Origin of the sequence: Parapedobacter deserti (assembly GCF_042646065.1) — a bacterium.
GTDB classification, from domain to species: Bacteria; Bacteroidota; Bacteroidia; order Sphingobacteriales; family Sphingobacteriaceae; genus Parapedobacter; species Parapedobacter deserti.
This window is the reverse complement of sequence record NZ_JBHRTA010000038.1, coordinates 833,285-856,668: the sequence shown is the minus strand read 5'-3', so window position 1 is coordinate 856,668 and position 23,384 is coordinate 833,285. Positions and strand designations below refer to the sequence as shown.

The 23,384-nt window shown below is 50.7% G+C and carries 21 protein-coding genes; 9 read left to right on the top strand and 12 right to left on the bottom strand.

The annotated features are described in order from the left end of the window. Window positions 1-12: 12 nt before the first annotated feature. The gene (locus ACFOET_RS16175; RefSeq protein ID WP_379024547.1) at window positions 13-405 is read right to left on the bottom strand and encodes a DUF3127 domain-containing protein; all 393 of its coding nucleotides are present in this window, start codon (window positions 403-405) and stop codon (window positions 13-15) included. A 152-nt stretch (window positions 406-557) separates the two neighbouring features. Here ACFOET_RS16175 and ACFOET_RS16170 point away from each other — a divergent pair, with 152 nt between their 5' ends. Both ACFOET_RS16170 and ACFOET_RS16165 read left to right on the top strand, forming a co-directional pair. Further along, on the top strand, window positions 558-1,736 hold the full coding sequence (locus ACFOET_RS16170) for a THUMP domain-containing class I SAM-dependent RNA methyltransferase (RefSeq protein WP_379024546.1): 1,179 nt from the start codon (window positions 558-560) through the stop codon (window positions 1,734-1,736). Next, window positions 1,723-2,379: an HD domain-containing protein gene (locus ACFOET_RS16165; RefSeq protein ID WP_379024544.1), complete on the top strand. Its 657-nt coding sequence runs from the start codon at window positions 1,723-1,725 to the stop codon at window positions 2,377-2,379. Before ACFOET_RS16170 ends, ACFOET_RS16165 begins: the two co-directional genes overlap by 14 nt. Here ACFOET_RS16165 and ACFOET_RS16160 read toward each other — a convergent pair. Together ACFOET_RS16160 and ACFOET_RS16155 are read right to left on the bottom strand one after the other, a co-directional pair. After that, a complete protein-coding gene (locus tag ACFOET_RS16160; protein WP_379024542.1) occupies window positions 2,376-2,735 on the bottom strand; it encodes a TM2 domain-containing protein in 360 nt (119 codons plus the stop codon). The genes ACFOET_RS16165 and ACFOET_RS16160 overlap by 4 nt on opposite strands. 15 nt (window positions 2,736-2,750) lie before the next feature. Further along, complete coding sequence (locus tag ACFOET_RS16155; protein WP_379024540.1) at window positions 2,751-3,044, bottom strand: DUF2752 domain-containing protein; 294 nt, start codon at window positions 3,042-3,044, stop codon at window positions 2,751-2,753. A 104-nt stretch (window positions 3,045-3,148) separates the two neighbouring features. Between ACFOET_RS16155 and ACFOET_RS16150 the strand changes: the two genes are divergently transcribed. The 4 genes from ACFOET_RS16150 to ACFOET_RS16135 all read left to right on the top strand — a co-directional run bounded on the left by ACFOET_RS16150 (window position 3,149) and on the right by ACFOET_RS16135 (window position 6,478). Then, the gene (locus tag ACFOET_RS16150) at window positions 3,149-3,934 is read left to right on the top strand and encodes a glycerophosphodiester phosphodiesterase (RefSeq protein ID WP_379024538.1); all 786 of its coding nucleotides are present in this window, start codon (window positions 3,149-3,151) and stop codon (window positions 3,932-3,934) included. 3 nt (window positions 3,935-3,937) lie between these two features. Continuing rightward, window positions 3,938-4,771, top strand: coding sequence for an endonuclease/exonuclease/phosphatase family protein (locus ACFOET_RS16145; RefSeq protein WP_379024536.1), 834 nt, complete (start codon window positions 3,938-3,940; stop codon window positions 4,769-4,771). 119 nt (window positions 4,772-4,890) lie between these two features. After that, complete coding sequence (locus ACFOET_RS16140) at window positions 4,891-5,655, top strand: DUF4197 domain-containing protein (RefSeq protein WP_379024534.1); 765 nt, start codon at window positions 4,891-4,893, stop codon at window positions 5,653-5,655. A gap of 1 nt (window position 5,656) precedes the next feature. After that, a complete protein-coding gene (locus ACFOET_RS16135) occupies window positions 5,657-6,478 on the top strand; it encodes a universal stress protein (protein WP_379024532.1) in 822 nt (273 codons plus the stop codon). Window positions 6,479-6,485: 7 nt separating this feature from the next. Here ACFOET_RS16135 and ACFOET_RS16130 read toward each other — a convergent pair whose 3' ends face one another. Together ACFOET_RS16130 and ACFOET_RS16125 are read right to left on the bottom strand one after the other, a co-directional pair. After that, window positions 6,486-7,763: an NAD(P)/FAD-dependent oxidoreductase gene (locus ACFOET_RS16130; protein WP_379024530.1), complete on the bottom strand. Its 1,278-nt coding sequence runs from the start codon at window positions 7,761-7,763 to the stop codon at window positions 6,486-6,488. Between the two features lie 192 nt (window positions 7,764-7,955). Continuing rightward, the gene (locus tag ACFOET_RS16125) at window positions 7,956-8,141 is read right to left on the bottom strand and encodes a hypothetical protein (RefSeq protein ID WP_379024528.1); all 186 of its coding nucleotides are present in this window, start codon (window positions 8,139-8,141) and stop codon (window positions 7,956-7,958) included. 281 nt (window positions 8,142-8,422) lie between these two features. Here ACFOET_RS16125 and pepT point away from each other — a divergent pair, with 281 nt between their 5' ends. Together pepT and ACFOET_RS16115 are read left to right on the top strand one after the other, a co-directional pair. After that, a complete protein-coding gene (gene pepT, locus ACFOET_RS16120; RefSeq protein WP_379024526.1) occupies window positions 8,423-9,685 on the top strand; it encodes a peptidase T in 1,263 nt (420 codons plus the stop codon). Next, window positions 9,682-10,263, top strand: coding sequence for a nitroreductase family protein (locus ACFOET_RS16115; protein ID WP_379024524.1), 582 nt, complete (start codon window positions 9,682-9,684; stop codon window positions 10,261-10,263). The genes pepT and ACFOET_RS16115 overlap by 4 nt, the downstream gene beginning before the upstream one ends. Before the next feature lie 64 nt (window positions 10,264-10,327). On the opposite strand, the gene ACFOET_RS16110 is transcribed toward ACFOET_RS16115, so the two are convergent. The 4 genes from ACFOET_RS16110 to ACFOET_RS16095 form a co-directional block, all read right to left on the bottom strand. Beyond that, window positions 10,328-12,001: a protein-disulfide reductase DsbD family protein gene (locus ACFOET_RS16110; protein WP_379024522.1), complete on the bottom strand. Its 1,674-nt coding sequence runs from the start codon at window positions 11,999-12,001 to the stop codon at window positions 10,328-10,330. Between the two features lie 15 nt (window positions 12,002-12,016). After that, window positions 12,017-12,463, bottom strand: a complete 447-nt coding sequence (locus ACFOET_RS16105) for a protein-disulfide reductase DsbD N-terminal domain-containing protein (RefSeq protein WP_379024520.1) — start codon at window positions 12,461-12,463, stop codon at window positions 12,017-12,019. Window positions 12,464-12,620: 157 nt separating this feature from the next. Further along, window positions 12,621-13,706, bottom strand: a complete 1,086-nt coding sequence (locus ACFOET_RS16100; protein WP_379024518.1) for a PLP-dependent cysteine synthase family protein — start codon at window positions 13,704-13,706, stop codon at window positions 12,621-12,623. Window positions 13,707-13,873: 167 nt separating this feature from the next. Beyond that, a complete protein-coding gene (locus tag ACFOET_RS16095; protein WP_379024516.1) occupies window positions 13,874-17,035 on the bottom strand; it encodes a S41 family peptidase in 3,162 nt (1,053 codons plus the stop codon). Between the two features lie 223 nt (window positions 17,036-17,258). Here ACFOET_RS16095 and ACFOET_RS16090 point away from each other — a divergent pair, with 223 nt between their 5' ends. After that, a complete protein-coding gene (locus tag ACFOET_RS16090; protein WP_379024514.1) occupies window positions 17,259-17,726 on the top strand; it encodes an Lrp/AsnC family transcriptional regulator in 468 nt (155 codons plus the stop codon). 37 nt (window positions 17,727-17,763) lie between these two features. Here ACFOET_RS16090 and ACFOET_RS16085 read toward each other — a convergent pair whose 3' ends face one another. From ACFOET_RS16085 to ACFOET_RS16075, 3 genes are read right to left on the bottom strand one after another with little or no spacing between them, the layout of a single operon-like run. Beyond that, on the bottom strand, window positions 17,764-20,127 hold the full coding sequence (locus ACFOET_RS16085; protein WP_379024512.1) for a GH92 family glycosyl hydrolase: 2,364 nt from the start codon (window positions 20,125-20,127) through the stop codon (window positions 17,764-17,766). A gap of 5 nt (window positions 20,128-20,132) precedes the next feature. Beyond that, window positions 20,133-21,536 (bottom strand): sugar porter family MFS transporter, encoded by a 1,404-nt coding sequence (locus ACFOET_RS16080; RefSeq protein WP_379024510.1) that lies wholly within the window; start codon window positions 21,534-21,536, stop codon window positions 20,133-20,135. Beyond that, window positions 21,520-23,352, bottom strand: coding sequence for a class I mannose-6-phosphate isomerase (locus tag ACFOET_RS16075; RefSeq protein ID WP_379024506.1), 1,833 nt, complete (start codon window positions 23,350-23,352; stop codon window positions 21,520-21,522). Before ACFOET_RS16075 ends, ACFOET_RS16080 begins: the two co-directional genes overlap by 17 nt. Window positions 23,353-23,384: the final 32 nt, after the last annotated feature.

Here is a 23,384-nt window from a genome sequence, read left to right as displayed (position 1 = left end):
AACTACATTCAGTTAAAAAGGCAAATCATCGTCTTTTCCATTGTCAGCCGTGATGTCTACGGTTGGGGGCGCATCAAACGACTGGGGCCCAGTACCTGGCTGCGCACCGCTTGTTCCGGATGTTGCCGCCACCTTAGCAACTCTCCAAGCGACCAACGAATTGAAATAGCTCGTTACTCCGTCTTTGTTCGTCCAAGGCCGCCCACGCAGATTAAACGACACCTCCACTTCATCACCTATATTCAAGTTGTCAAATAACGACGTCCGGTCTTGCGTAGCTTCGAAACGGATATACTCCACAAATTGGGGATTCTCCGCATATTGAACAATCAAATCCCTTTTTTTGAATGTATCGGTAACCTGCTGCACATCACCAATTTCGTGTACTTTTCCTCTTATTTCCATTACTTACTTCTTTTATTATACCTGCAAACAATAACCGTATCGACTGCCGGGTTATCACCGAACAGGTCATTCAACGCACTAGTTAACAAATTACATATTCCAAATAAACCGTAAAACTACATATTTTTTATAACTAACTTTGCCAAAATTTTATGGAAGTTTTCAACACCCCCAGTAAAGTAATCGTCACCTGTTACAGACGACTATCGCCCTATCTACAAGAAGAGATCAAGGAGCTCGGGTTCAACATTGATCGGTCTTTTGCAACAGGTGTAGCACTTGAAGCCACCGTCAATGATTGTATCCGACTCAACCTCCATCTGCGCTGCGCCAGCCAAGTGCTTTATTCGCTGAACGCCTTCCAGGCGGCCAATCCAGATGAGCTTTATGAAGCATTGTCGGAAATTCCCTGGGAAGACCTCATCGCCTTCGACGGATACGTGTCGGTTACTTCCCATGTAAACAACCCGACGATCACGACACCGCTGTTTGCCAACCTGAAGGTAAAGGACGCGATAACCGACCGTATAAAAAGCAAAAAAGGACAACGTCCAGACAGTGGGCCCGATTTGTACCGGACCGTCGTTCACCTCTACTGGCAAGACGATCAGGCGGAAATTTTCCTGGATACGTCGGGCGAAGTATTGGCCAAACACGGCTATAGAAAACACCCGGGCAAAGCTCCCATGCTGGAATCATTGGCGGCATCAGTGGTATACGCTACGGCGTGGGATGGGCAGTCGGCCTTCGTCAATCCCATGTGTGGCTCGGGCACAATAGCCATCGAGGCGGCGCTCATTGCCACCAACCGCAAGCCGGGCTTACTGCGCATGAACTATGGATTTATGCACATCTTAGGGTACGACGAGCAAATATTCTTTGCTGAACGGCGACGGCTGAAGGACCTGGTAGACAAAAAACCAACGGCTAAGATTATCGCAAGTGATATTGCGAAAGAGGCCGTGGAAATTGCCCGGATGAACGCGAAGACCGCCGGTGTGGACCAGCTTATCGAGTTCCATGTCTGTGATTTCGCGGATACACCGCTGCCGGACGGCCCGGGCGTAGTGATTTTCAATCCCGAATATGGTGACCGCATGGGCGTACACAGCAAGCTGGAAGCTACTTATGGTCGAATCGGCGACTTTCTCAAACAGCGGGGTGCCGGTAAGCGCGGCTATGTATTTACCGGCAATCCCGACCTAGCCAAGCGAATCGGCCTCCGGGCGTCGCGTCGGATCGAATTTTACAACGGAAGGCTGGACTGCCGCCTGCTGGTGTTTGAATTGTATTCAGGAACAAAGCGAGATATAAGCGATGCCCCAAGATAACGAATGGCTGATTCAACAAACAGCCGATTATGTTCGTCAACAGCTTGCCATGGCCGAAGCCGGCCACGATTGGTGGCACATCCAGCGCGTGTGGAATAATGTAAAGCTTATCCTGCAGCGAGAACCGGCCGACGGCCTTACGTGCGAATTGGCTGCGCTGCTGCATGATATTGCAGACAGTAAATTTCATGGTGGGGACGAAGCGCTGGGGCCAAGGATTGCCGGTAAGTTTTTGCGGAGCCTCCATGTGAGCGAAGACATCGTCCAGCATGTTCAGGCTATTATCGCCAATATGTCCTACAAAGCCAGTTTAGGCCATGTAGCTTTTCATTCCAAAGAGCTCGAAATTGTACAGGACGCCGATCGTTTGGATGCGATGGGCGCTATAGGCATTGCACGCGCCTTCCACTATGGCGGCTTTAAGAACCGCGAATTATACAACCCTGAAATCGCGCCAAATATCGATCAAGACAAGGAGACCTACAAGAACAGCACCGCACCGACCATCAACCATTTTTATGAAAAACTGCTGCTTTTAAAAGAAAAAATGAATACCACTATAGCTAAGCACATTGCCAAGGAACGGCATGCCTTCATGGAGCAATACTTGGCGCAGTTCTATAAGGAATGGGAAGGCCGTTAGAACCCGCCCTTTACCATCATGGCCGCCTCGCGGGCCATCCGCTGGTTGTATTCATCAGTCATACTCTTGTGGTTGATCAGGTCCACAATGGTACCGATCCAACAAAAGCCAAGTGTTAAAAAATAAATAACGCCCATAGCTACTTGGCCGAGCACGAAGCGCTGGATTCCGGCAAAACCAAGAAACCCAATCAGGGTAAACAGCAGAATATCCTGAGCATTTTTCCGCTTTCCGCCATACAGGAATACGAAATTTTTGAGCTGCTCCTCGTTCAACGAGGCGGTTGCATGCTGAAGATACATCAATTCGTCCGGGGTAATCCCGTGGATGCTCATCAATATATTACGGTTACTCATGATAGTGGTATTTATCTAACGGTTAATAATTCCTTTCGACAACGTGTATATACGGTAAAGGATAACAAAAAAAGCCGGTATGCCAAGCCAATGCATTTCCAGCGATGCGCTGAGCTCCCCGTGCATGAACAAGGTAATCGAGCGCCCCAGCCCGCATCCCGGGCACCAGTCAAACCCTGCATTGTCCAAAGGGCACAACGTAAAGTGATGTGCATGGGGATTGGAAAAATAAAGCAAGACCATTGCTGTTATCCAGCACATCCACTCGATGGGCAATTTTGACAACCATACTTTGCCGTACACTTCCATGATAAGATGCCGGATTGGCGATAAAGTTACAATTCTTTTAATAAAATAAACTACCTTTAACCCGTCTTACACATACATAACGACTATATTTATCAGAAAAGCGCATGAAAACGACGATCCGATTTTTTTTAACATTAACCGTGTGCACCATGACCCACATCGCTGCTGCTCAGTTTATTCAGAACCAAGTGATCGCCCACCGCGGGGCATGGAAGGCCGACGGCTTGCCTCAAAACTCCATTGCATCGTTACAACGTGCCATCCAATTGGGATGCGCGGGCGCCGAATTTGACGTACACCTCACCAAAGACGGCGTTTTAGTTGTCAACCATGACGCTGACTTTTTCGGCGTCGATATCGGTACAGCCACCTATGCTGATTTACAGGCTAAAAAATTATCGAACGGCGAGGCGATCCCGAAGGCGGAAACCTACCTCAGCGAGGGGATGAAACAGCGGAACACGAAGCTGATCTTCGAACTTAAAACGTCTAAATTGGGTAAGGAACGTACCCTCTATTCCGCGGACCTGGCTGTGCAGCTGGTAAAAGAGCTGGGCGCCGAAGAATGGGTAGAATACATTGCCTTCGACTATGACGCCTGTAAACGCATCATCGAGCGCGATCCCAATGCGAAGGTGTACTACCTGAATGGGGACGTCGATCCAGAGCAAGCTAGGCGGGATGGGCTATATGGGCTGGACTACCATTTCAGCATTTATAAGAAAAACCCAACCTGGATCAAGGAAGCTAAAAGCCTCGGCCTTGCCATCAACGCATGGACGGTCAATACCGAGGAAGAAATGATCTCCCTTCTCAACCAAAGTGCAGATTTCATCACGACCGACGAGCCGGAATTGTTACTTGACGTCATCCAGAAACGCGGGAAATAGCATATGAAACCGATTTTCAGCACCATCTTCCTTATCTTCTTCTGCATCGGCGTTTGTTTTGCGCAGCAATTCATCGTAGCCTCTTACAACATCCGATATGACGCGTCCGGCGATGTTGGCAATTTATGGAAAGACAGGCACCCACACCTTGTGCAACTTATCCGCTTCCATGGGTTCGACATCTTCGGCACCCAGGAGGGCCTGAAGCATCAATTGGAAGATATCCGGAAAAACCTGCCGGGATTTACCTATATCGGCGTAGGTCGGGATGACGGGAAAGACGCGGGCGAGCACTCCGCGATATTTTACAATACGGACAAATTCGACGTGGTCAAGCAAGGCGATTTCTGGCTTGCGGAAAACACGGAAATGCCTAACAAAGGTTGGGACGCCGCATTACCCCGCATATGCACGTGGGGGCTATTCAAAGATAAGCGTACCGGTTTTGAGTTTTTCCTCTTCAATGCGCACTTTGACCACGTGGGTGTAACGGCGCGCAAGGAAAGCGCTAAGCTTATCGTTAAAAAGGCGCGTGAGCTGGGCAGTGGCGTCCCCATAATCATTACGGGCGACTTCAATGTCGACCAACGGAATGAGAGTTACCACGTGCTCAACAATAGCGGTGCAGTGACCGATGCGTACGAATTGTCGCCACTAAAATATGCACCGACCGGCACGTTCAACGGCTTCGATATCACCAAGACAGGGGATCGACGCATCGATCATATCTTTCTTTCAACGCCATTCAAAGTTGTCCGGTACGGCATTCTTACTGACAGCTATCAAGGAAAACTACCATCAGACCATTTTCCCGTAATGGCTGAGGTTTATTATTGATGGAAACATCTGTTTGTTTTGTTTGTCTATTAATAAAACTTTGTCTATTAATAAAACTTTGGATAGCTTAGCTGAATTTTAAGATAGCGTCTATGCTGACGCCTGACTATATTCGTTTAATGAACCATTTAAAAACATATACTTTTATTTGCTTACTACTTGTGTTTGCCGGATGTGACAGTCTCAACCAAGTAGTCAATAGCTCCGCTGGCACCGGCGGCAGTGCGACAGCTCCCACCACAACCACGATCAGTTCAACAGAAGCGGCCAGTGGCATTAAACAGGCCCTCAGCCAGGGGTTGGATCGGAGCATCCAGTCACTGGCCGTCAAGGACGGCTTTTTAGGTAACGCCGCCGTAAAAATACTGATGCCTCCCGAGGCGCAAAGAGTAGAGAGTGCGCTTCGCGGCATTGGGTTAGGTTCGCTCTGCGACAACCTTATTCAAAGCCTCAACCGCGCTGCAGAAACCGCAGTGAGTGAGGCGGCACCGGTTTTCGTTTCCTCACTTTCACAGCTGACTATCCGCGATGCCACCAATATTCTGCTTAGTGGGCAACCGGATGCGGCCACTGGCTTTTTCAAACGGACAACCACCAGCGAATTGACGAAGCGCTTCAGTCCCATTGTTGAAGGCGCCCTCGGAAAACATAACGTAGCCCAGTACTGGAGTGCCATAGTCACGCGGTATAACCAGATTCCGCTGATCAACGAGAAAATAGAAACAGATTTGAATCGCTACGTCACCCAAAAAGCCATTGATGGCCTTTTTTATCAGGTGGCGCAGGAAGAGCTGAAAATTAGAAACAACCTGGGAGGGGCACGTTCTACCCCGTTGCTGCAAAAGGTATTCGGATACGCTGATAACCAAAAAAATAAATTGTGATATGAAGACATTTTTGATACCCGTAGACTTTTCTGACGTTTCGTACACCGCAGCACAGTATGCTGTTGACATGGCCGCTCACCTGCGAGCAAACACGGTGATCTTCTACCATTCATATGCCCATCGCCCGTCTGATGGGTATGACGATTATGAGCAGGCAACCCTCAGGCATCTGGAAAAAATGGCGAGCAAGCTTCATATACCGGCTACACTAGCCTCGGAGCAGTTTATATACCTCGCTGACGCGAAGTCGGTCACCGAAGGAGTGGGAGCCATTGTGGCCAACTATGCGGTGTCACTGATTGTCATGGGCATTGCCGGCCTGTCTGACATCGAAAACACGCTCATTGGCCGGAATGCCATGGACGTGGCAAAATCCGGTGTCGCGCCCTTGCTTATCGTGCCACGAGACCACGTTTTCAAGCCGATCAAGAAAGTGGTTTATGCTACCGACCTAAAGGATGTAATGTATGTAACGCCAGCGGCAAGCATCATCAAGTTAGCGGGCCAGCTGGGCGCGGAAACCCACGTGGTACACGTAGACCCTGCGACACACGGACAGACCCCCGAGAAAATATTAGGAAAACAGGAGGTACTTCGTATGCTGGAGCCGCTGAATCCTGAATTTGAAGTGGTAAGCGAGGTCAAGGACAGCGCAGATGGCATCTTCGATTATGTTAAGAAACACGAGATAGATCTTATTCTTATGGCATCCCGCAACCATGGCTTTTTCCAACGCATCTTCCATAGCAGCGTGAGCAAAAAGCTACTGAACCTCGCTGACGTGCCTGTGGTGTTGCTGAAAAACAAGCCGGTGGCTTGATATACGCCTATTGACGCCGCTCCTTTTTTTCCGGTCGGAGAATAAGCCGCAATGTCGGGTCATTGGTAACAAACGACCAGGCCCAATTCATCGCCAGCGCAAATTTATTCCGAAAACTAATCAATGGAATAATATGGACGAACAGCCAGCTGATCCAAGCGATCCCGCCCCTGAGAAATCCCCTGGGCAGATCGACTACAGCCCGGTACTTCGAAATGATGGCCATGGTTCCCTTGTCACGGTACACGAACGGCTTCATTGGCTTGTCATCAATTAAGCGTGGCAGGTTTTTACCCAGCAACTTCCCTTGTTGGATTGCAGCCTGAGCCACCTGTGGATGGCCAAAGCGATAATTGGCATCATGCATCGAAAAGCATTGGTCGCCCAGGGCGAACACTGAATCGGTCTCCACAACCTGGTTAAAGGCATCCACCTGGATACGCCCACCGTGGGTAATAGCCTCGGGGGGGATCCCTTCGACGCGGACGGCGGTCACCCCAGACGTCCAAATCAGAGTGTCGGCGGGGATTGCCTCACCGCTGCTCAACACAACATTATTATCCACATAATCAATAACTTTGGTATTAAGGATAATCTTGGCCCCCAGTTTTTCGAGAACATCGTACGCTTCTTGCTGTGCTTTCCTGCTCATAGGCGGCAACAGTACCGGTGCAGAATTGACGATATATAAGTGGGATTTGATATCAGTCAATTCGGGATATTCCTTATTCAAGATTTCCCTGCCCATTTCAGCAAGAATACCTGCCAGCTCAACACCCGTGGGACCGCCTCCTGCAATGACAACGTTCATCGCTTTATCCCGTTCGGCCGGATCGGTAGCGCGAACCGCACACTCCATGCGTAATAAGATGTGATTCCGCAAGTTCATTGCATCATCAAGCGTCTTCATAGGCATAGCATACTTGGCGATATTATTGAAACCAAAATAATTAGTCCCGGTTCCCATCGCCAACACCAGGTAGTCGTATGCAAGCGTGCCTGTCGTCGTCTCCACCCGTTTTGATGTCGGATCGATACGTTTCAATTCACCCATATGAAAGCGGACACGCGGCTTTTCCCGAAACAGCCGCCGGAATGGATAAGAGATATTCGAGGATTCGATAAACGCCGCGGCAACCTGGTAAATGAGTGGGGGGAAAAAGTGATAATTATTTCGGTCTACCAGCGTAATCAAGAACCGGTTGTCTTTCTCCAGTTGCTTAATGAAATTAATCCCTGCGAACCCCCCTCCGATAACAATGACGTGTTTGATACTCTCTTTCATTGCGAACTATACCTAAACGACCACTCAATTTTATAAATTAAAACTTTTTGCATTTACCGCGCTATTAGCGATGCGATTGGCACCTAATGTTATTGAGCTCCGCCTCGATGTTGTCGTTGTTTTTGGGCAGCTCAATTAAAATATTGGTATCACATAATACTAGTTTTTTTTCCATGCCTTTGTCCTCAGTTCTTAAGCAGTGATGTCACGGTCTTTCCATATTCCCGTCAATACAAGAGAGTCATTTGTATTGGTTGTTTTTTTTTCTTGGTCTACGTCAGGTGTACTTTGCAAGACTTCAACAAAGCCCAGGTCCTTCAAGAAGGCAAGAAGATGGGCTAGCTTTTTTGCTTTTATTTCAAGCGTTATCGTATCCATACGCCAATTCTATTAAATCCGGAATACTATGCAGCCATTCCGCTTTTCGAATTAAGCGAAAAACCTGTGCAAAACTATACTTTCGCCAAAAGTACATTTTTTTACAGATCAACTGCCCCTAGTACTTCAAAATGATGGTTGACCAACTCCGCAACTTGTTTGGAATACGCATTTAAGCGATTATAAAAGATTTTTTAAGCATACCCGTTTGCGCGAAAGCCCAGACTATAGCGGATCTGATGACCTGGTGATACCGCCAATTGCTTATCTTTGCCACCACCATGAAAGATTCCGTCATCAATACGATCAATACCACAACCGTCGAGGAACGGTTTCTGCGCTATGTGCAGGTAGATACCCAATCGGATCCAAGCTCTCCGTCGCAGCCCTCTACGGAAAAGCAGAAAGACCTCGGCCGGATGCTGGCGGATGAGCTGCTCGGCATGGGCGTCGCCGATGCCCACCTCGATGAATACGGCTATGTATATGCCACCATCCCCGCCAATACCGACAAGGACCTTCCGGTCATTTGTTTCTGTTCGCATATGGATACCGCCCCAGATTGCTCGGGGACAGGCGTGACCCCAGTCATCCACCGTGGTTACCGCGGCGGGGACCTGACCCTACCCGGAGATCCCTCGGTTACAATCAGACAAAGTGAACATCCAGACCTAAAAAATCAATTAGGCAACGACATCATTACGGCAGACGGGACCACCCTGCTGGGAGCGGATGACAAAGCCGGCGTCGCAACGATCATGACCGCGGCGCAATTATTGATGACGCGTCCCGAAATCAAACACGGTACAATCAAGATCCTGTTTACACCCGATGAAGAAATCGGTCGGGGCGTAGACAAGGTAGACCTTGTCAAGCTCGGAGCTGATTTCGCCTACACGGTGGATGGCGAAACCGCAGGCTCCATTGAAGACGAAACGTTTTCCGCGGATGGGGTCACTATCACGGTCGATGGCGTCAGCGTGCATCCGGGATTTGCCAAAGGTAAGCTGCAAAGCGCTATCAAGATCGCATCGGAAATTGTCAGCGGCCTGCCTAAAGACAGGCTTTCACCGGAAAGCACCGGCGGCCGCGAGGGCTTTGTGCATCCGGTAGCGATCAAGGGAAGTGTGGAGCAGGCAACGCTCGAGTTCATTGTCCGGGATTTTGAGGATGACCGACTTCATGCCCATGAGCTGGAACTGGAAGACATCGTAAAAACCGTGATGTCCCGCCACCCCGGTTGCACTTACCATTTCGAGGTCAAAGAACAATACCGCAATATGAAGCAAGTACTTGATAAATACCGGCAGGTAATGGAAATCGGCCTAGAGGCGATCCGTCGCGCGGGCATGCAGCCCCTCCGGCGGAGCATCCGCGGGGGCACGGATGGCTCACGTCTCTCATTGATGGGACTCCCCTGCCCCAATATCTTTGCCGGGGGACATGCCTTCCATGGCAAGGAAGAATGGGTATCGGTGCAGGATATGGAAAAGGCGGTACGCACGATTTTGCACATCACTGCCTTATGGGAGGAGTGGAGATGAACACGCCGTCAAACGATTTCGAAACCCTCCGCCAGATCATCCAAAACAGGAGGAGCATTTTCCCGGTAAGCTACACCGGACAGCAAATCAACAAAGAGACGTTGGTGCAGTTGCTTGAGTGCGCCACCGCAGCCCCCACCCACAAGCTCACGCAGCCCTGGCGCTTCGTGGTCTTCCGTGAGGGCGGACTGCTGAAACTCGCCGACCAACTGGCCAACCTCTACAAAGCGCATACCCCACCTCAACAGTTCCTGCAAAAAAAATACGAAAATACGCGGGAAAAGGTACTGCAATCGGGTGCAGTCATCGCTATCGTCACATCCTATAGCGGGGCTCTCCCGCAATGGGAAGAGCTGGCCGCTACGGCGTGCGCCGTACAAAATTTGTGGCTCGCCGCATCGGCTGCCGGTATCGGCGGTTACTGGAGCAGTCCGGGCGCCATCAACCACATGGGTGATTTCCTGGCGCTGGAAGGCAATGAGGAGTGCATCGGCTTTTTCTACCTGGGTTATCACAATGAACCACCCCGCAAAGCTGTCCGCAGGCCATTAGCCGAAAAGGTGAAATGGGAGGAATAAAAAAAGCCGCCGGCAAGCGGACGGGGAGTCCGCTTGAGCCGGCAGCACAAACACATAAAAACTATCATTTTCCGAAAGCCGCAATACCAGATTGCAAGAAAGCCCGGTAGCTCGATGCGTTGTAGTCTGCCCCACTGGGTGCTACCAGCACCTTCTCAGTATGCGGGTCGAGCAATACATAATACGGCTGCGAATTCGAATTAAATTTAGCCGCCTGTACATCACTCCATTTATTTCCAATGGTGCGGACACGCTTTCCGCTAAAGGGAGACACATACTGTTCTGCTTCAGGCAGGTTAGTTTTATCATCCACATACAATTGGATGATCACAAGTTCATCCCGCAACACGCTATATACTTCATCCTCTGGCCAGACGGAAGCTTCCATCTTCCGGCAGTTTACACAGGCATGGCCCGTGAAGTCAATCATCACCGGTTTGCCTACCTCCTTGGCGTGCGCGATACCCTCATCGTAGTCAAAGAACACATCAAGGTTCAATGGCGCATGGAAGAGGTCGGCATGTTTTCGCGGCTGTCCATGTCCTTGGTTGGCCGCACCACTACCCCCGCCGAACGAGGCGGTATAGAGGTCAAAGTCCTGTGTGGCCTGCGGCGGCAGGAAAGCCGATATTGCCCGCAGCGGAGCGCCCCAAAGTCCTGGTACCATATACATGGTGAATGACAGCACCAGAATGGAAAGAAACAGCCTGGGGATAGACAGGTATTGCACGGGACTGTCGTGTGCGAAGCGGATCTTACCCAAGAGGTACAGCCCCAGCAGCCCGAAAATGATAATCCACAATACGAGAAACACCTCCCGGTCCAGCCATTTCCAATGGTATGCCAGATCCACGTTGCTGAGGAACTTCAGGGCCAGTGCCAGTTCGAGAAATCCGAGCGTCACTTTCACGCTGTTGAGCCAGCCGCCCGAAGACGGCAGCCCCTTCATCCATCCCGGAAACATTGCAAACAGCGCAAAGGGAATGGCTAGTGCCAGTGAAAAGCCGAACATACCAACGGCAGGGCCTAACAGTTCACCCATCGTAGCTGCCTGTACAAGCAAAGTGCCGATGATGGGGCCGGTACATGAAAAGGATACAACCGCCAGCGTGGCCGCCATGAAAAACAAGCCGACCAGGCCGCCCTTGTCGGCCTTTGCATCCATTTTATTTACCCATGACGCCGGCAGGGTCAGCTCGAACGCCCCAAGGAACGACACGGCAAACACCACCAACAGGATAAAGAACAGCATGTTAAAAATGCCATTAGTCGAAAGGCTGTTCAGTGCGTCGGCCCCGAAAATGATGGTAATGATCAAACCAAGAGCGACATAGATTACAATGATAAACAACCCGTAGAGAAGTGCCTGCATCACCGCCTTTCTCTTGGTGTGGCTGCTCTTCGTAAAGAAGCTCACGGTAAGCGGCAGCATGGGAAAGATACAGGGCATCAACAGCGCAGCAAAGCCGCCGATAAATCCGGCAATGAAAATGGCCCAGAGCGACCGCGATTCTGCCTCACTATCTGGGTCACTTGCTTCGGCATCCGTTTCCTGGCTTCCGGCCAACGCGGTGTCGATGTCATTGTTCCATTCCACTTCCCCCATTTCCTCTTCCGAGAAAAACTCCACTTCGTCATACGAAACCGTGTCCTGTGCCCATGCCGGGCTTCCTGACAGGCCCAATAGGATGGCAAGGGAGAATAACACAGCTGACCAAGTCACAATGGCTCTCTTCATGTGTACTGCTATCTTTTACTTCACCGTAATGGCAAATGTCCTTTCATCGGGCGGCAGACACTGCTGATCATCACAAACCATGTATTCTACCGTACCTTTTACCACGGTCTGGCCTGCTTTCAGCTTAATCCGTTGCTGGAATACCGCCTGTTTTTCGAAATACGCCACTTCCATCCCGAACACTTCCTCGTATTTTTTGATCGGTTGGGGCTCGGCGGTTTTCCCCACCAGTTCGTATTGCCCGGAAGGTGCGAAGGCAAACGTTGTCTTTACCGGTCCACCTTCATCTACATGTTGGGAATACAGGTGCCATCCGGCATCGATGTCAGCCTTTAAGAACAGCACCGCCTCATCCTTACTCACCTTCTTCGCTGCATAGCTCCACTTCACCGGATCGAGAATCTGTCCGTAACCCAGCGCACAGAAAAACAGCAGCGCACTGCTAAATATCAGTTTTTTCATCTATATATAATTTGTTTTTTAACGGTGATGAAGCTATCAGATTTTTCACCCACACTTTTTGTTTTCAACGGTGTTCAAGAAGGCTTACGCCGTTTATTCATTCCACTGTGCGATTGAATAAATCATGATGGTTTCATATTCATTTTGTTTTTGTTGTTCAGCCTAATAGTGTTTCGTCTATGGCGTCGAGCACCGGTTTACCAAGCCGGGAAATCGGCGTGAAGTTTTCAAACCGTGTTTCCAAACTTACGTATCCCTCCTGTTCCGGTTCCGTTTTCACCAGGTCGGTGCTCAAGTATTTTTTATTGCAGTCGCACAACAATGTCACTACGGTGGCATCCGGCCCCAGCTGTTCCTTGATCTTGATAGCCCCTACCACATTGGCGCCCGACGATATACCGACGGCCAATCCAAGTTCTTTGGCCAACCGTTGCGCCATGATGATCGCGTCGCCATCATTAGCCTGAACGATGCCATCCAGATCATCCAGTTTAACGATAGCCGGAATAAACTCATCGGATATTCCCTGAATACGGTGCGAGCCCACTTTGTAGCCGGTACTCAACGTCGGACTTTCCGCCGGTTCCAGTGGGTGCACGCCGGTTGCCGCATCCTGCCCTTTGAAATAGCTAGCCGCCCCCATGATCGTGCCGCCCGTACCAACCCCTGCTACAAAGGCATCGGGCTTTAAGCTGATAGCTGCCAACTGCCGCCAGATTTCGTCCATGGTCGTCCGCTCATGCGCCTCGGCATTATAACGGTTTTCAAACTGGCGGGGAAGGAAAACCCCGCCCTGTGCAGCCATTTCCTCGCTCATGCGGATACTACCAAGGAATCCGCCTTCTTCTTTGGAAACTAATATAATGTCAGCCCCCAGGCTCTTGATGATATCCACCCGCTCCTTGCTTAGCCAGTCGGGCATGATGATCTTCACGGCATGTCCCAATGCCCTTCCGATGGCAGCAAACGCGATTCCCGTATTGCCACTCGTTGCCTCAACGATGGTGTCATCGGCTGCAATCAACCTCTGTGCGTAGGCCTGATGGAGAATATATAGTGCCATGCGGTCTTTAATACTCCCGGTGAGGTTATAATGCTCACACTTGACATATATGGTGCCCGGCTTACCCTTGTACTGATAATCCAACCGCAACATCGGCGTGTTGCCTACCAGGTGCCAAAGGTCTTGGAAGCGTTTGGCTGCCGAACTGGATAATGCAGGTGTTGTACCGTGAATTGACATCGCTTTATGTTAACTGAAAAATTATACAGCAAAGTTGACCATTCTCCCACATTTAAGCAATGATATTACGCATATATCGTAAATTATTTACATAATACATCAATATACCGAATATTTATCAAAAACAACATCAGTAACCGGTACGACATTAACTTTTATTCAACCGCTTACTTTCCTATCTGCCCATTGATGTGTTGAATGGCGCTTTCCAGCTGTGGGTCCTTCCCGGTTATCCGGTCCACAAACGTATTCTTAATCAACATATCCGGCTTCACGCCCTCCTGCTCGATGTTGTCACCGCCGAGTGTATAACACCCCCACGACGGCAGTCGATAGCTTGATCCATCGACCAAACCTTTGCCAGAGGTAAAGATGATCCACCGGTATGTTTCGTTGCCGATTACGGTACCCAGTCCCAACGCTTTAAAGCCTGCCGCTGTCATCTCCGCATCGCTCAAGGACTGTTCGTTCACCAGCAATACGATCGGTTTGGCAGCTGGTGCGAAATGCCCCTGCGGCGATCGCTTACCCCCACGGTATTGCCAGTGCAGGTATGGGCGTTGCGAAAGGAACTTCAGCACCTCATCGTGCACATTTCCGCCCGTGTTGTACCGGAGATCGAGGATGATGCCTTCCTTGTGTTCCTGTGCGATCATGTCTTTCAAAAAGACCTGCAATTCGCCGCTCGACATATTTTTCATATGGGAGTACGCGATACGGTCGCTGCTCCCTTCATCCACTTTCCGACGGTTTTCAGCGATCCATTCGTCATAAAGCCGATCCTTGAGCGTTGCGCTTCGGATGGGATGAAGCTTCACGGTCCGTTGCTGCCCTTGCCGATCAAACACCAGCACCAGTTCATCGAGCAGCGACGGGAAGGTGAAAAAGACGTCGCGGTCGACTGTCCGGTCGACGGCCACGCCATTTACACTGACCAATTCATCTCCAGGTCGGATATCCTTTTCAGCCAACGCAGCTGGCGTATTATAAACCGAGCGGGCTACACGGTAAGGCGCCTGATCGTCAAAAATAATACCTGTCTCGTTCGTGATCATATTGACCGGGTTCCGCTCCTCCGGCCCTGACGACGAAAAGCCAACATGTGACGAATTGAGTTCGCCCAGCATATCATTCAGCAGTATGCGGAGATCCCCTCTGTTGTTGATATATGGCACGTAGGCCGCATACCTGGTCCGGATAGCCTTCCAATCCTTACCATGGAAACGCTCGTCATAAAAGTTTTCGTCCATCCCGGCCCACGTTTCTTCAAACATCTGGACAAACTCACCCTGCAGGTTCCGGGTATATTTGTATGTCTTTGAAATCGGCGTTACCTTATTGGCATCGACATTATAGCTATGCACCTTGCCGCCGGACAATCCGTAGTATTTGCTCCCGACGTTAATGATGGAAGACAGCCGTCCGTCCATCACCTTTTCTGTTTTTTCCCGTTCAAATGGTTCATACACCACGCGGTATGTAGCGCCGCGCAGATTTTCGTGGGTCGATGTCAGGAACACATAGGTTTTTTGCCCGCGCTGAAATATGCTGGATATCATTTGGCTTCCAGATGGAGGCCCGACCCGTTCCAGCCGGTCCATCAGCCTAAGGGTATTGATGGCGATAGGCCGAAGCGAGTCGGCGCCCGTTTTGCTGCTATCCAGTTTCGGTTTCTTATCCGCATCGGCCCGCTTCTTTGCCTCTTCTCTATCCGGCTTTGTGGCAAATAGCGAGTCCACTTTATCGCTCCGGAAGGGTCCCTCATAAAAGTCGAGCGCCATCCGGTAAACACCTGGTTGCTGCAGGCCGTAAGGATAGGCCGGCCTGGTGGGTGACGAGGTGAAATAAATATATTTCCCGTCGGGTGACCAGATCGGGTTGGTTTCGGTTACTCCCGTATTGGTCAAGTTTAGGGTCTGCTTGCGCGCGATATGGTGCACGAAAATGTCCTGTTCAAAATTGCGGAATGCCGTAAACAGCACATACTCCCCATTTGGCGAAAACGAGGGCTCGGCATTCTGCACTGCCCATATCTCATCAGTCACCAACACATTGCTTTTGAAGGTCTTTAAATCCAGCAGCCTTACCTCGTCCCTGCCACTGAGGTATACGGCCGCCGTTCTCTTGGGATTGAAGGCCAGCGCACGGTTGTTGCGTTGTTCACTGGTCAGCTGTTTAGCGGGGCCGCTACCATCTGCCGGTATGGTGAACAGGTTTAGGAATCCTTCGGATGTCTGCGTGAACAACAGCGTCCGGTTGTCGGCCAACCACTTGACCTCCATAGCCCGTTCCACGTTGCCACGTTCGACTTTACGGATGAATTTGCCTTCCGGGTCTGAAATAAACAGCTCACCCCTTGAGATGAAGGCCATCTTTTTGCCGTCCGGCGACACATCGAAATTGCTGATCGCATCTTTCACGTCAAATTCCCGGAGTTGCTCCAGAAGGTGGTGCCGTGGGATGCTGATGTTCAACGGGGTCGTCCGCTTTGCCGCGGCGTCAAATAGATATAGCTGGTAGTCATGCTCAAACACAACCCGCTCGCCGCTGGCCGACACGAACGGACGCTTGATGGAGGTTTTGAAATTGGTGAGCCGGGTCTTTTTACCGTCTTTCAGCGTATACAGGTTGTATTCCCCGTTGCTTTCATCCGACACGAAGTAGACATTGCCCTGCCTATCGATAGTCGGCCACATATCCTTACCGGGATAATCCGTGTATTGGGTGTATTGGCCCGAAACCGGGTGATACGACTGGATATCCGGGTTGAACGGACCTTTGTATCCTTTGCGATGGGCTTGGTCTTTGCTCTCCCAAGTATCGCTGAAATAAAGTTCGCCCGAAGGAGCTTCCGCAACATCGTGGATGAAGTTGAAGTAGTGGCCGAACAGCCGTTCTGCCGTCCCTCCCTTTATCGTCACTTTATACGCGCTATACCTGTTGTACCGGGTTGACGTAAAATAGATGGTACTGCTGTCCCAACTCCATCCGTCCACTTCGTCATGCCCCTCATGATGGGTAAGCTGCACCACTTCACCACCCTGAAGGGGCATCAAGTACACATTGTAGTTGCCCGATTGGTTGGCCGAAAACGCCAGCCACTTCCCGTCAGGCGAGATGCGTGGTTTGATTTCGCTTCCGTCCATCGCCGTGAGCCGGGTGGCGAGGCCGCCGCCGGCATCTGCTTTCCAAAGGTCGCCACCCTGGCTGAACACAACGGTGCTGCCATCGGGCGAGAGTGCGGGATAAGTCATGAAACGAACGTCACCCTGTGCAAAAGCAGTCAGGGAAAATACCAATAAAGCTAAAATAAAGAGAGGTGATTTCATTTAACAAATCTCTAACCTATAGTTTTTAAATACAACCGTATTGCATTAAAATCAGAAATTTTCCGATTATCGCCCGCAAAACCGAACATTCACCGGAGGATATGCCCGCCGCTGATCGAAAATTGATTTTTATTAATCGGTGCTGTTGAAAATTAATTAGTAAATATACCAAAAAACCAAAAAAAATCCGGATTTTAGGCCGTTTAATCGAAAATGTTACATTATGACAGCGATTACACTTGATCCTACGGACCGCGCGTTGTTGAGGTTATTGCAGCGTGATGCAACGTTGACCAACAAAGAATTGGCTTATAAGCTAAATAAATCGCCTGCTACGATTCACGAGCGGGTTCGCCGCTTGAAGGAGCAGGGATACATTACCCGTATTGTAGCCATTGTAGACCGAAAGAAGATAGACAAAACGCTGATCGCCATTTCACATGTGCTGCTCAAGGAGCACACGGCCAAAACATTGGGCGAGTTTGAGCGCAGTGTGGCCCAGTTTGATGAGGTGATGGAATGCTACCAAATGACAGGATCCTTTGATTTCATCCTTAAAATCGCCACGACCAATATGGAGGAGTACCACCTTTTCCTGCGCCACAAGCTGGCGGTACTCCCCAATATTGTGACGGTACAGAGCTACTTCATCTTATCGGAAACGAAGAGTGATACGGCATATCCGATTTGACGATATCGAAAGCGGGGATCTTATCCTGTTGAGCCGTCTATTCCACCGAAGGTGGCCGACTGCCCGTTCCCCAGTCAGTGTTGGGCTGCTCCCCCATCTCAAACACCAATTTGCCACCTTCTATCAGGTCTTGCCAATACATCCAGTTCTTCTCGTACCTGCTTCCATTTACTTCGAGCGACTGAATGTATACGTCATCATCACCATTACCGACCGTTTCGATGACCAGCGTATTCCCACTACCCAACTTTATTGTCGCCCGATCGAATATCGGGCTGCCAAACTGCATCGTGGGTTTCAGGTCGGTCAACCCTTTTACATCAAACAGGCCTAGGGAAGAGATCACGTACCATGCGCCCAGCTGGCCTTGATCCTCATCCTGTCCAAACCCATACCCATGTATGGGTCCAACGCCGTAAAATTCCTTACCGATCGCCCGCGTCCATTTCTGGGTCAGCCAAGGCTTGCCCGAGAAATTAAACAACCAGCTGATGTGCAAGTTCGGCTGATTACCGTGATTATACAGACCAGACAAGCCTGCAAAAGCGTCGATCGTCTTTCCTCCTCCGAAGATATGCTCCCTGGAAACCGTGAAGATACTGTCTAGCCGGGCGTTGAAGACGTCTTCCCCCAGCATTTCAATCAGCCCAGCCGGATCATGCGGCACATAAAACGTGTACTGCCAGGCGTTACCTTCCTGAAAGCCACGCCAAGGTTGTGCTGGGTCAAAGTCAGTTATGAAATTTCCGTCTTCATCACGGGGGCGTATAAATTTAGACTCCGCGTCATAAAGACGGCTCCACGCCCGGGAGAGCTCCATCAATTGCCGATGGTCTCGGTCTTTTCCGAGCGCCTCAGCGAACTGCGCGACAGCATATGCGCTGAACGCGTATTCCAACGTGTGCGAAGCGCCGAAACCGGACCCACGGTCGGTTGTCTCGAAATTGAGCACCTCCACATAAGGTGCGTACCCCCGTTCCACAAATTGGCGCACATCCATTTTTCCCGCCCCCTCCAAGCGACCCTCCCATGAAAGCTCATTCTTGCGTGCTGCCTCATACGCTAGATCGATGTCAAAGTTGCGGATTCCGGCACTGTACGCCGCAGCAATGGCCAAACCGGTGAAGTTGGTGCCCACGCCAGACACATATTTGCTATTGGCTATGCCATCACCTAACCAACCCGCATCTTTGTACACCAGCAGCTGACTTTGTATCCAGTCGGCATAGTACTCCGGGTATACCATTGCCCATAGTTGTGTGAGGTTCCAAAACGCTCCCCAAATCGCATCGGTATTGTAGTGATTGTGTATCGGCTTTCGATCATCACCTAGCGCTATCTGGCCTATGCCGCCGTCGTTCATCGGATAGGCACCGTTGACATCACTCGCCAAGCCACGCCCCAGCAATGCATGGAACAGTCCGGTATAAAACTTTCGCTTTTCATCCTCGTTCTTTCCTTCTACCGTAATGCGGCCCAGGTAGTCGTTCCAACAATCAATGGCCTGCTTTTTAGCACCATTAAAATCCAACCCTTCAGCTTCCGATTCCAAATTTAACCGGGCGTTGGCAATGGATGTATATGACAGTCCAACTTTAAAGGTGACGGCTTCATCCTTTTTAGTATCGAATGTCAAGTACAAGCCGGCTCCGACGCCGTCGGCCTGGTTTTCCCGCGGACGGATCGAATCGCCGTTAAACGCACCCCAAGCGACCGGTTCTTTGTCCAATACCGCCGAGAAATACATGGCTACATTAGCTCCCGCCTGGTATTTCTTAACGTACTCCGGCATAGTGATCACATAACCTTCCACCCTTCCGTCGGTCAGCGTGACATGGGCCGATTTTACCGCGCCGCTTTCACCCTGTTGGTTTCCTATGTCAAACAGGACGTGCGCCTCGCTGGTCTCCGGAAAGACATAGCGGTGATAAGCGACGCGTTTTGTGGCGGTTAGGTCAACGCTTACATCGTAGTCTTTCAGCCGCACGGAGTAAAAGCCAGCTGTAGCATACTCGTCATTTTTCTCAAACCGCGAGCGGTAGCCACTGTCCGGATCTTCGAGCGTCCCCGGTCTGGTTTTCAGCGTTCCGACGATGGGCGCCAACACAACGCCGCCAACTTGGAATTCATGGAAGTTCGCAAACCCTTCGATAGACTCGTGCCGGAAATCATAGCCCACAGCTTCCCAGCCATGCTCGTTGCCGTAATGGGCGTTTGTCGAAGGGCCTACCTTTGCCATCCCAAACGGCACAGCGGCAGGTGTATAAAAAAACCAGCGCGAATGCGCCGTTCCAATATTCGGATTGACGTAGTCTGAAAGCCGCGTTTTTTCCGTACGCTTACACGAAGCGCACATTGTGCATAAGCTCCACAAGCCAAGATATAGCAATTTCGATTTCATACGTATTAAGAGTTTACATTTTTCTCCAGCCATTGACGCTCAATTTCTTCCAGCGACTTACCTTTGGTTTCCGGCAGCAACTGGTATACAGCCACAAAGGCAAGCACGCAAAATAATGCGAAAAGCCAGAACGTAAAGGCAGCGCCGATGCCCTCCAGTAGCAGGGGCGTCAACTGCCCGATGATCGTGTCGGCTATCCACATCACCATGATACTGAGTGCCATTGCCCGCCCACGGATATGGGCCGGAAAAATCTCAGCGGCGACAACAAACTTCAGTGGGCCCAGCGAAAACGCAAAGCTTGCCAGGAAAATTATGACCGCAACAAGCAACAGCATTCCCTGTGTATTCCCCGCATAAAAACAGTAGCCCGCTACCAACAGGCTCAACGCCGACGCGGAGGTGCCGATGAGGTAAAGCGGCCTTCTTCCCAGCTTATCCACTTTCCATACCGCGATCAGCGTAAAGGCCATATTAGCGACACCAAAAATGATCTGACTCTGCAACGAGCTGGACAAACTCACCCCAGCAGAGCTCAATATGCTCGGGCCGTAGTAAATAATCGCATTGATGCCGCAGAATTGCGAGAACAAGGGTAAGAGCAATCCCAAGAGGAGCGCTTTGCGCAAGTGTGGCGAAAACAACTCCCGGTACGACGAACGGTGCTGCCCCCCATCCTGTCGCCTGTTTTCCAAATCCGCCGTTGCTTCCGTTGCACCGACAAACCGGTGGAGCAAGGCCGCGCCAGTAGCCGTCCGTCCTTTTTGGATAAGCCACCGCGGACTTTCCGGAATAGCCAGTAACCCAAGCAAAAACACCAAGGCAGGCAATGCTTCAACGATAAACATGCCCCGCCACACTTGGTCATTGAACCAGACACCAAGCCATCCGGGTGTGTTTCCTATGATGTCGGTTACCGCTGTTTGTAGCAGGAATGCATTGCTGAGATACGCTACGAGGATGCCGAACGTTACAGCCAGCTGGTAATATGTTACCAACCGGCCCCTGACCCGGGCGGGAGCGATCTCGGAAATATACAGGGGTACCATGCTCGATGCAATGCCCACACCTACGCCACCCAAGATTCGCGATGCGACAATCGACGAAAAGGCAGGCAACGACCCACACCCTAGCGCAGACACCAGGAATAAGATGGCAGACAGCACCAATACGCGGCGGCGGCCATACCGGTCGCCAAGCTCGCCAGACATGGCCACCCCCACGATGCAACCCACCAGCGCCGAGGAGACAAACCAGCCTTGCTGGAAAGCGGAAAGCGCGAACTGCTCGGTAAGCAATGGAAGTATACCGGACACCACGGCCATATCAAATCCAAAGAGAAAACCTCCCAGTGCGGCTACTCCACAGGAAATCCACAGGATCGTTGGAAGTTTATGACGCTGATCCATAGCCGTCCTTGACAAACGCTTTCACTACCTTGGCCACTCCCCCGCCAATGTTGACCAGCGTATACTGCGGTACCGCAGCCGGGATTACGAAGGTTTCTGCGTATCGGAATACCGTTTGCTGGTCGCCTATCCGTACGGAAAGCTCCGTACCTTCCACCAGCATCAGCACATGGCAGACCTGCTCGGTTTGCACGGTTACTTCATCCTCAAATTCGAGCCGGTTCACGTCGTAAAAGTGGTCTTCATGCGTGGGCAGATGAAGGGTTTTCCAACCGTCACCTTGTGCCAAGACATACGGCTTGGCGATGTGTTCCTCAGCTACCCGTTTTCCTTTCCGGTCAAACCTTAGGTTTTTAAAGGCGTGTTCAATATTGATCGGCCGGGGATCACCGTTCAGGTCCTTGCTCAGCCAATCGTACATTTTAAACGTAAAAATATACGGTGTCGCGCTGATTTCGAGCACCAGGTTATTTTTCCCGGAGCTGTGCACCGTACCGTTAGGTATTAAAAAAAGGTCGTGCTTTGCCGCCGGGAACGTTTGCACATAGTTGTCAATGGCCACCGCTGTATTATTTTCCAGGCTGTTTTCCAAAACTTCGCGAAATTCTACGGGATCGATGTCTTCCTGAAATCCGAGGTACACTTTTGCGTCCGGTGCACAGTCCAGGATATAATACGTTTCATCCTGCGTGATTTGCTCGCCGAAGTGCTCACGGATGTAAGGCAATGACGGGTGGCATTGAATGGACAGATTCCCCCCATCAAACGTGTCAAGGAAATCAAATCGTATCGGAAATTCGTTACCAAAGTGAGCGTGATGCCTACCCAAAACCTCAGATCCGGCAACGACCATCAAGCAATCAAACGATACTTCCAGCAAGAAGCCGCCACTCTCGAAAACCAACCCGTTCTCAGGCGCGATCAGCTCGAACGACCACGCGTAGTTGGATTCTTCCTGATTAACCTGAGGGATATGCTCCTTTATCCACTGGCCGCCCCACGACCCCGGTGTGAACCACGGGCGCGGCCTGAACGCCGATCGGGAGAGCGATTTCAAGCCGGTTAGCATATCCGGCATATACGCCCACGTGATCCAGTCAATGCCCTGCCCATCTGCCAGCACATCGACGCGGCTCAACAACGATTCTTTATGCTTATTGCAAACCACCCAATCCACAAAGTAAAACCGCTTATACATCGTTGTCGGCTTGTCAGCAACCGACTTTCCCAGGTTCGTGATCGCGCTGGCGTTCATGCGGTGCTGCAATTCATTTTTAGGCAGGTCGATATATATCACCGACGCATCCCATCCGCATAAGGCGGCACCCGTGCCGATTAGGATATTGACCGTGTCGCCTGGATGAGGGTTATGGCTTGCTAAGGCGTCCAATTGATAGAAATCAGCGAGGTCAAGCGAGGTTTTCGTGCCCCACACCGAATCTTCGCTTCCTAAAAAGGGTTTCACGAGCTGCTCGATATCTGCTTCCGGCTTCAGGAAATCATGCATATGGTGCACATTCGTTTTAGCCCCCAGTATTTCCAGTTCAGCAGTTAGGTCGGCGGCGATACGATCCCAGAAATTACCAACATAACCATCGATGACCACCGTTTTCTGTTCCACCACCCATTGCGCCAGCGTGTCGTAGCCGAATTGGATTTTCCCATTGCCCAACGGATGGACAGGATAAATGTCATACCCATCGCTATACGTTCGCTGCATTTCAGCCGGCATAATTTCCTGCTTCGTTTTGCGCAACGCTGCGGTGCGCTCCGACCCCGTTGTTTCCGATAGATCACTGATTCCTTTCAATTCCATTCACTAAAAAAAATTAAACTGTTTATTTAAAT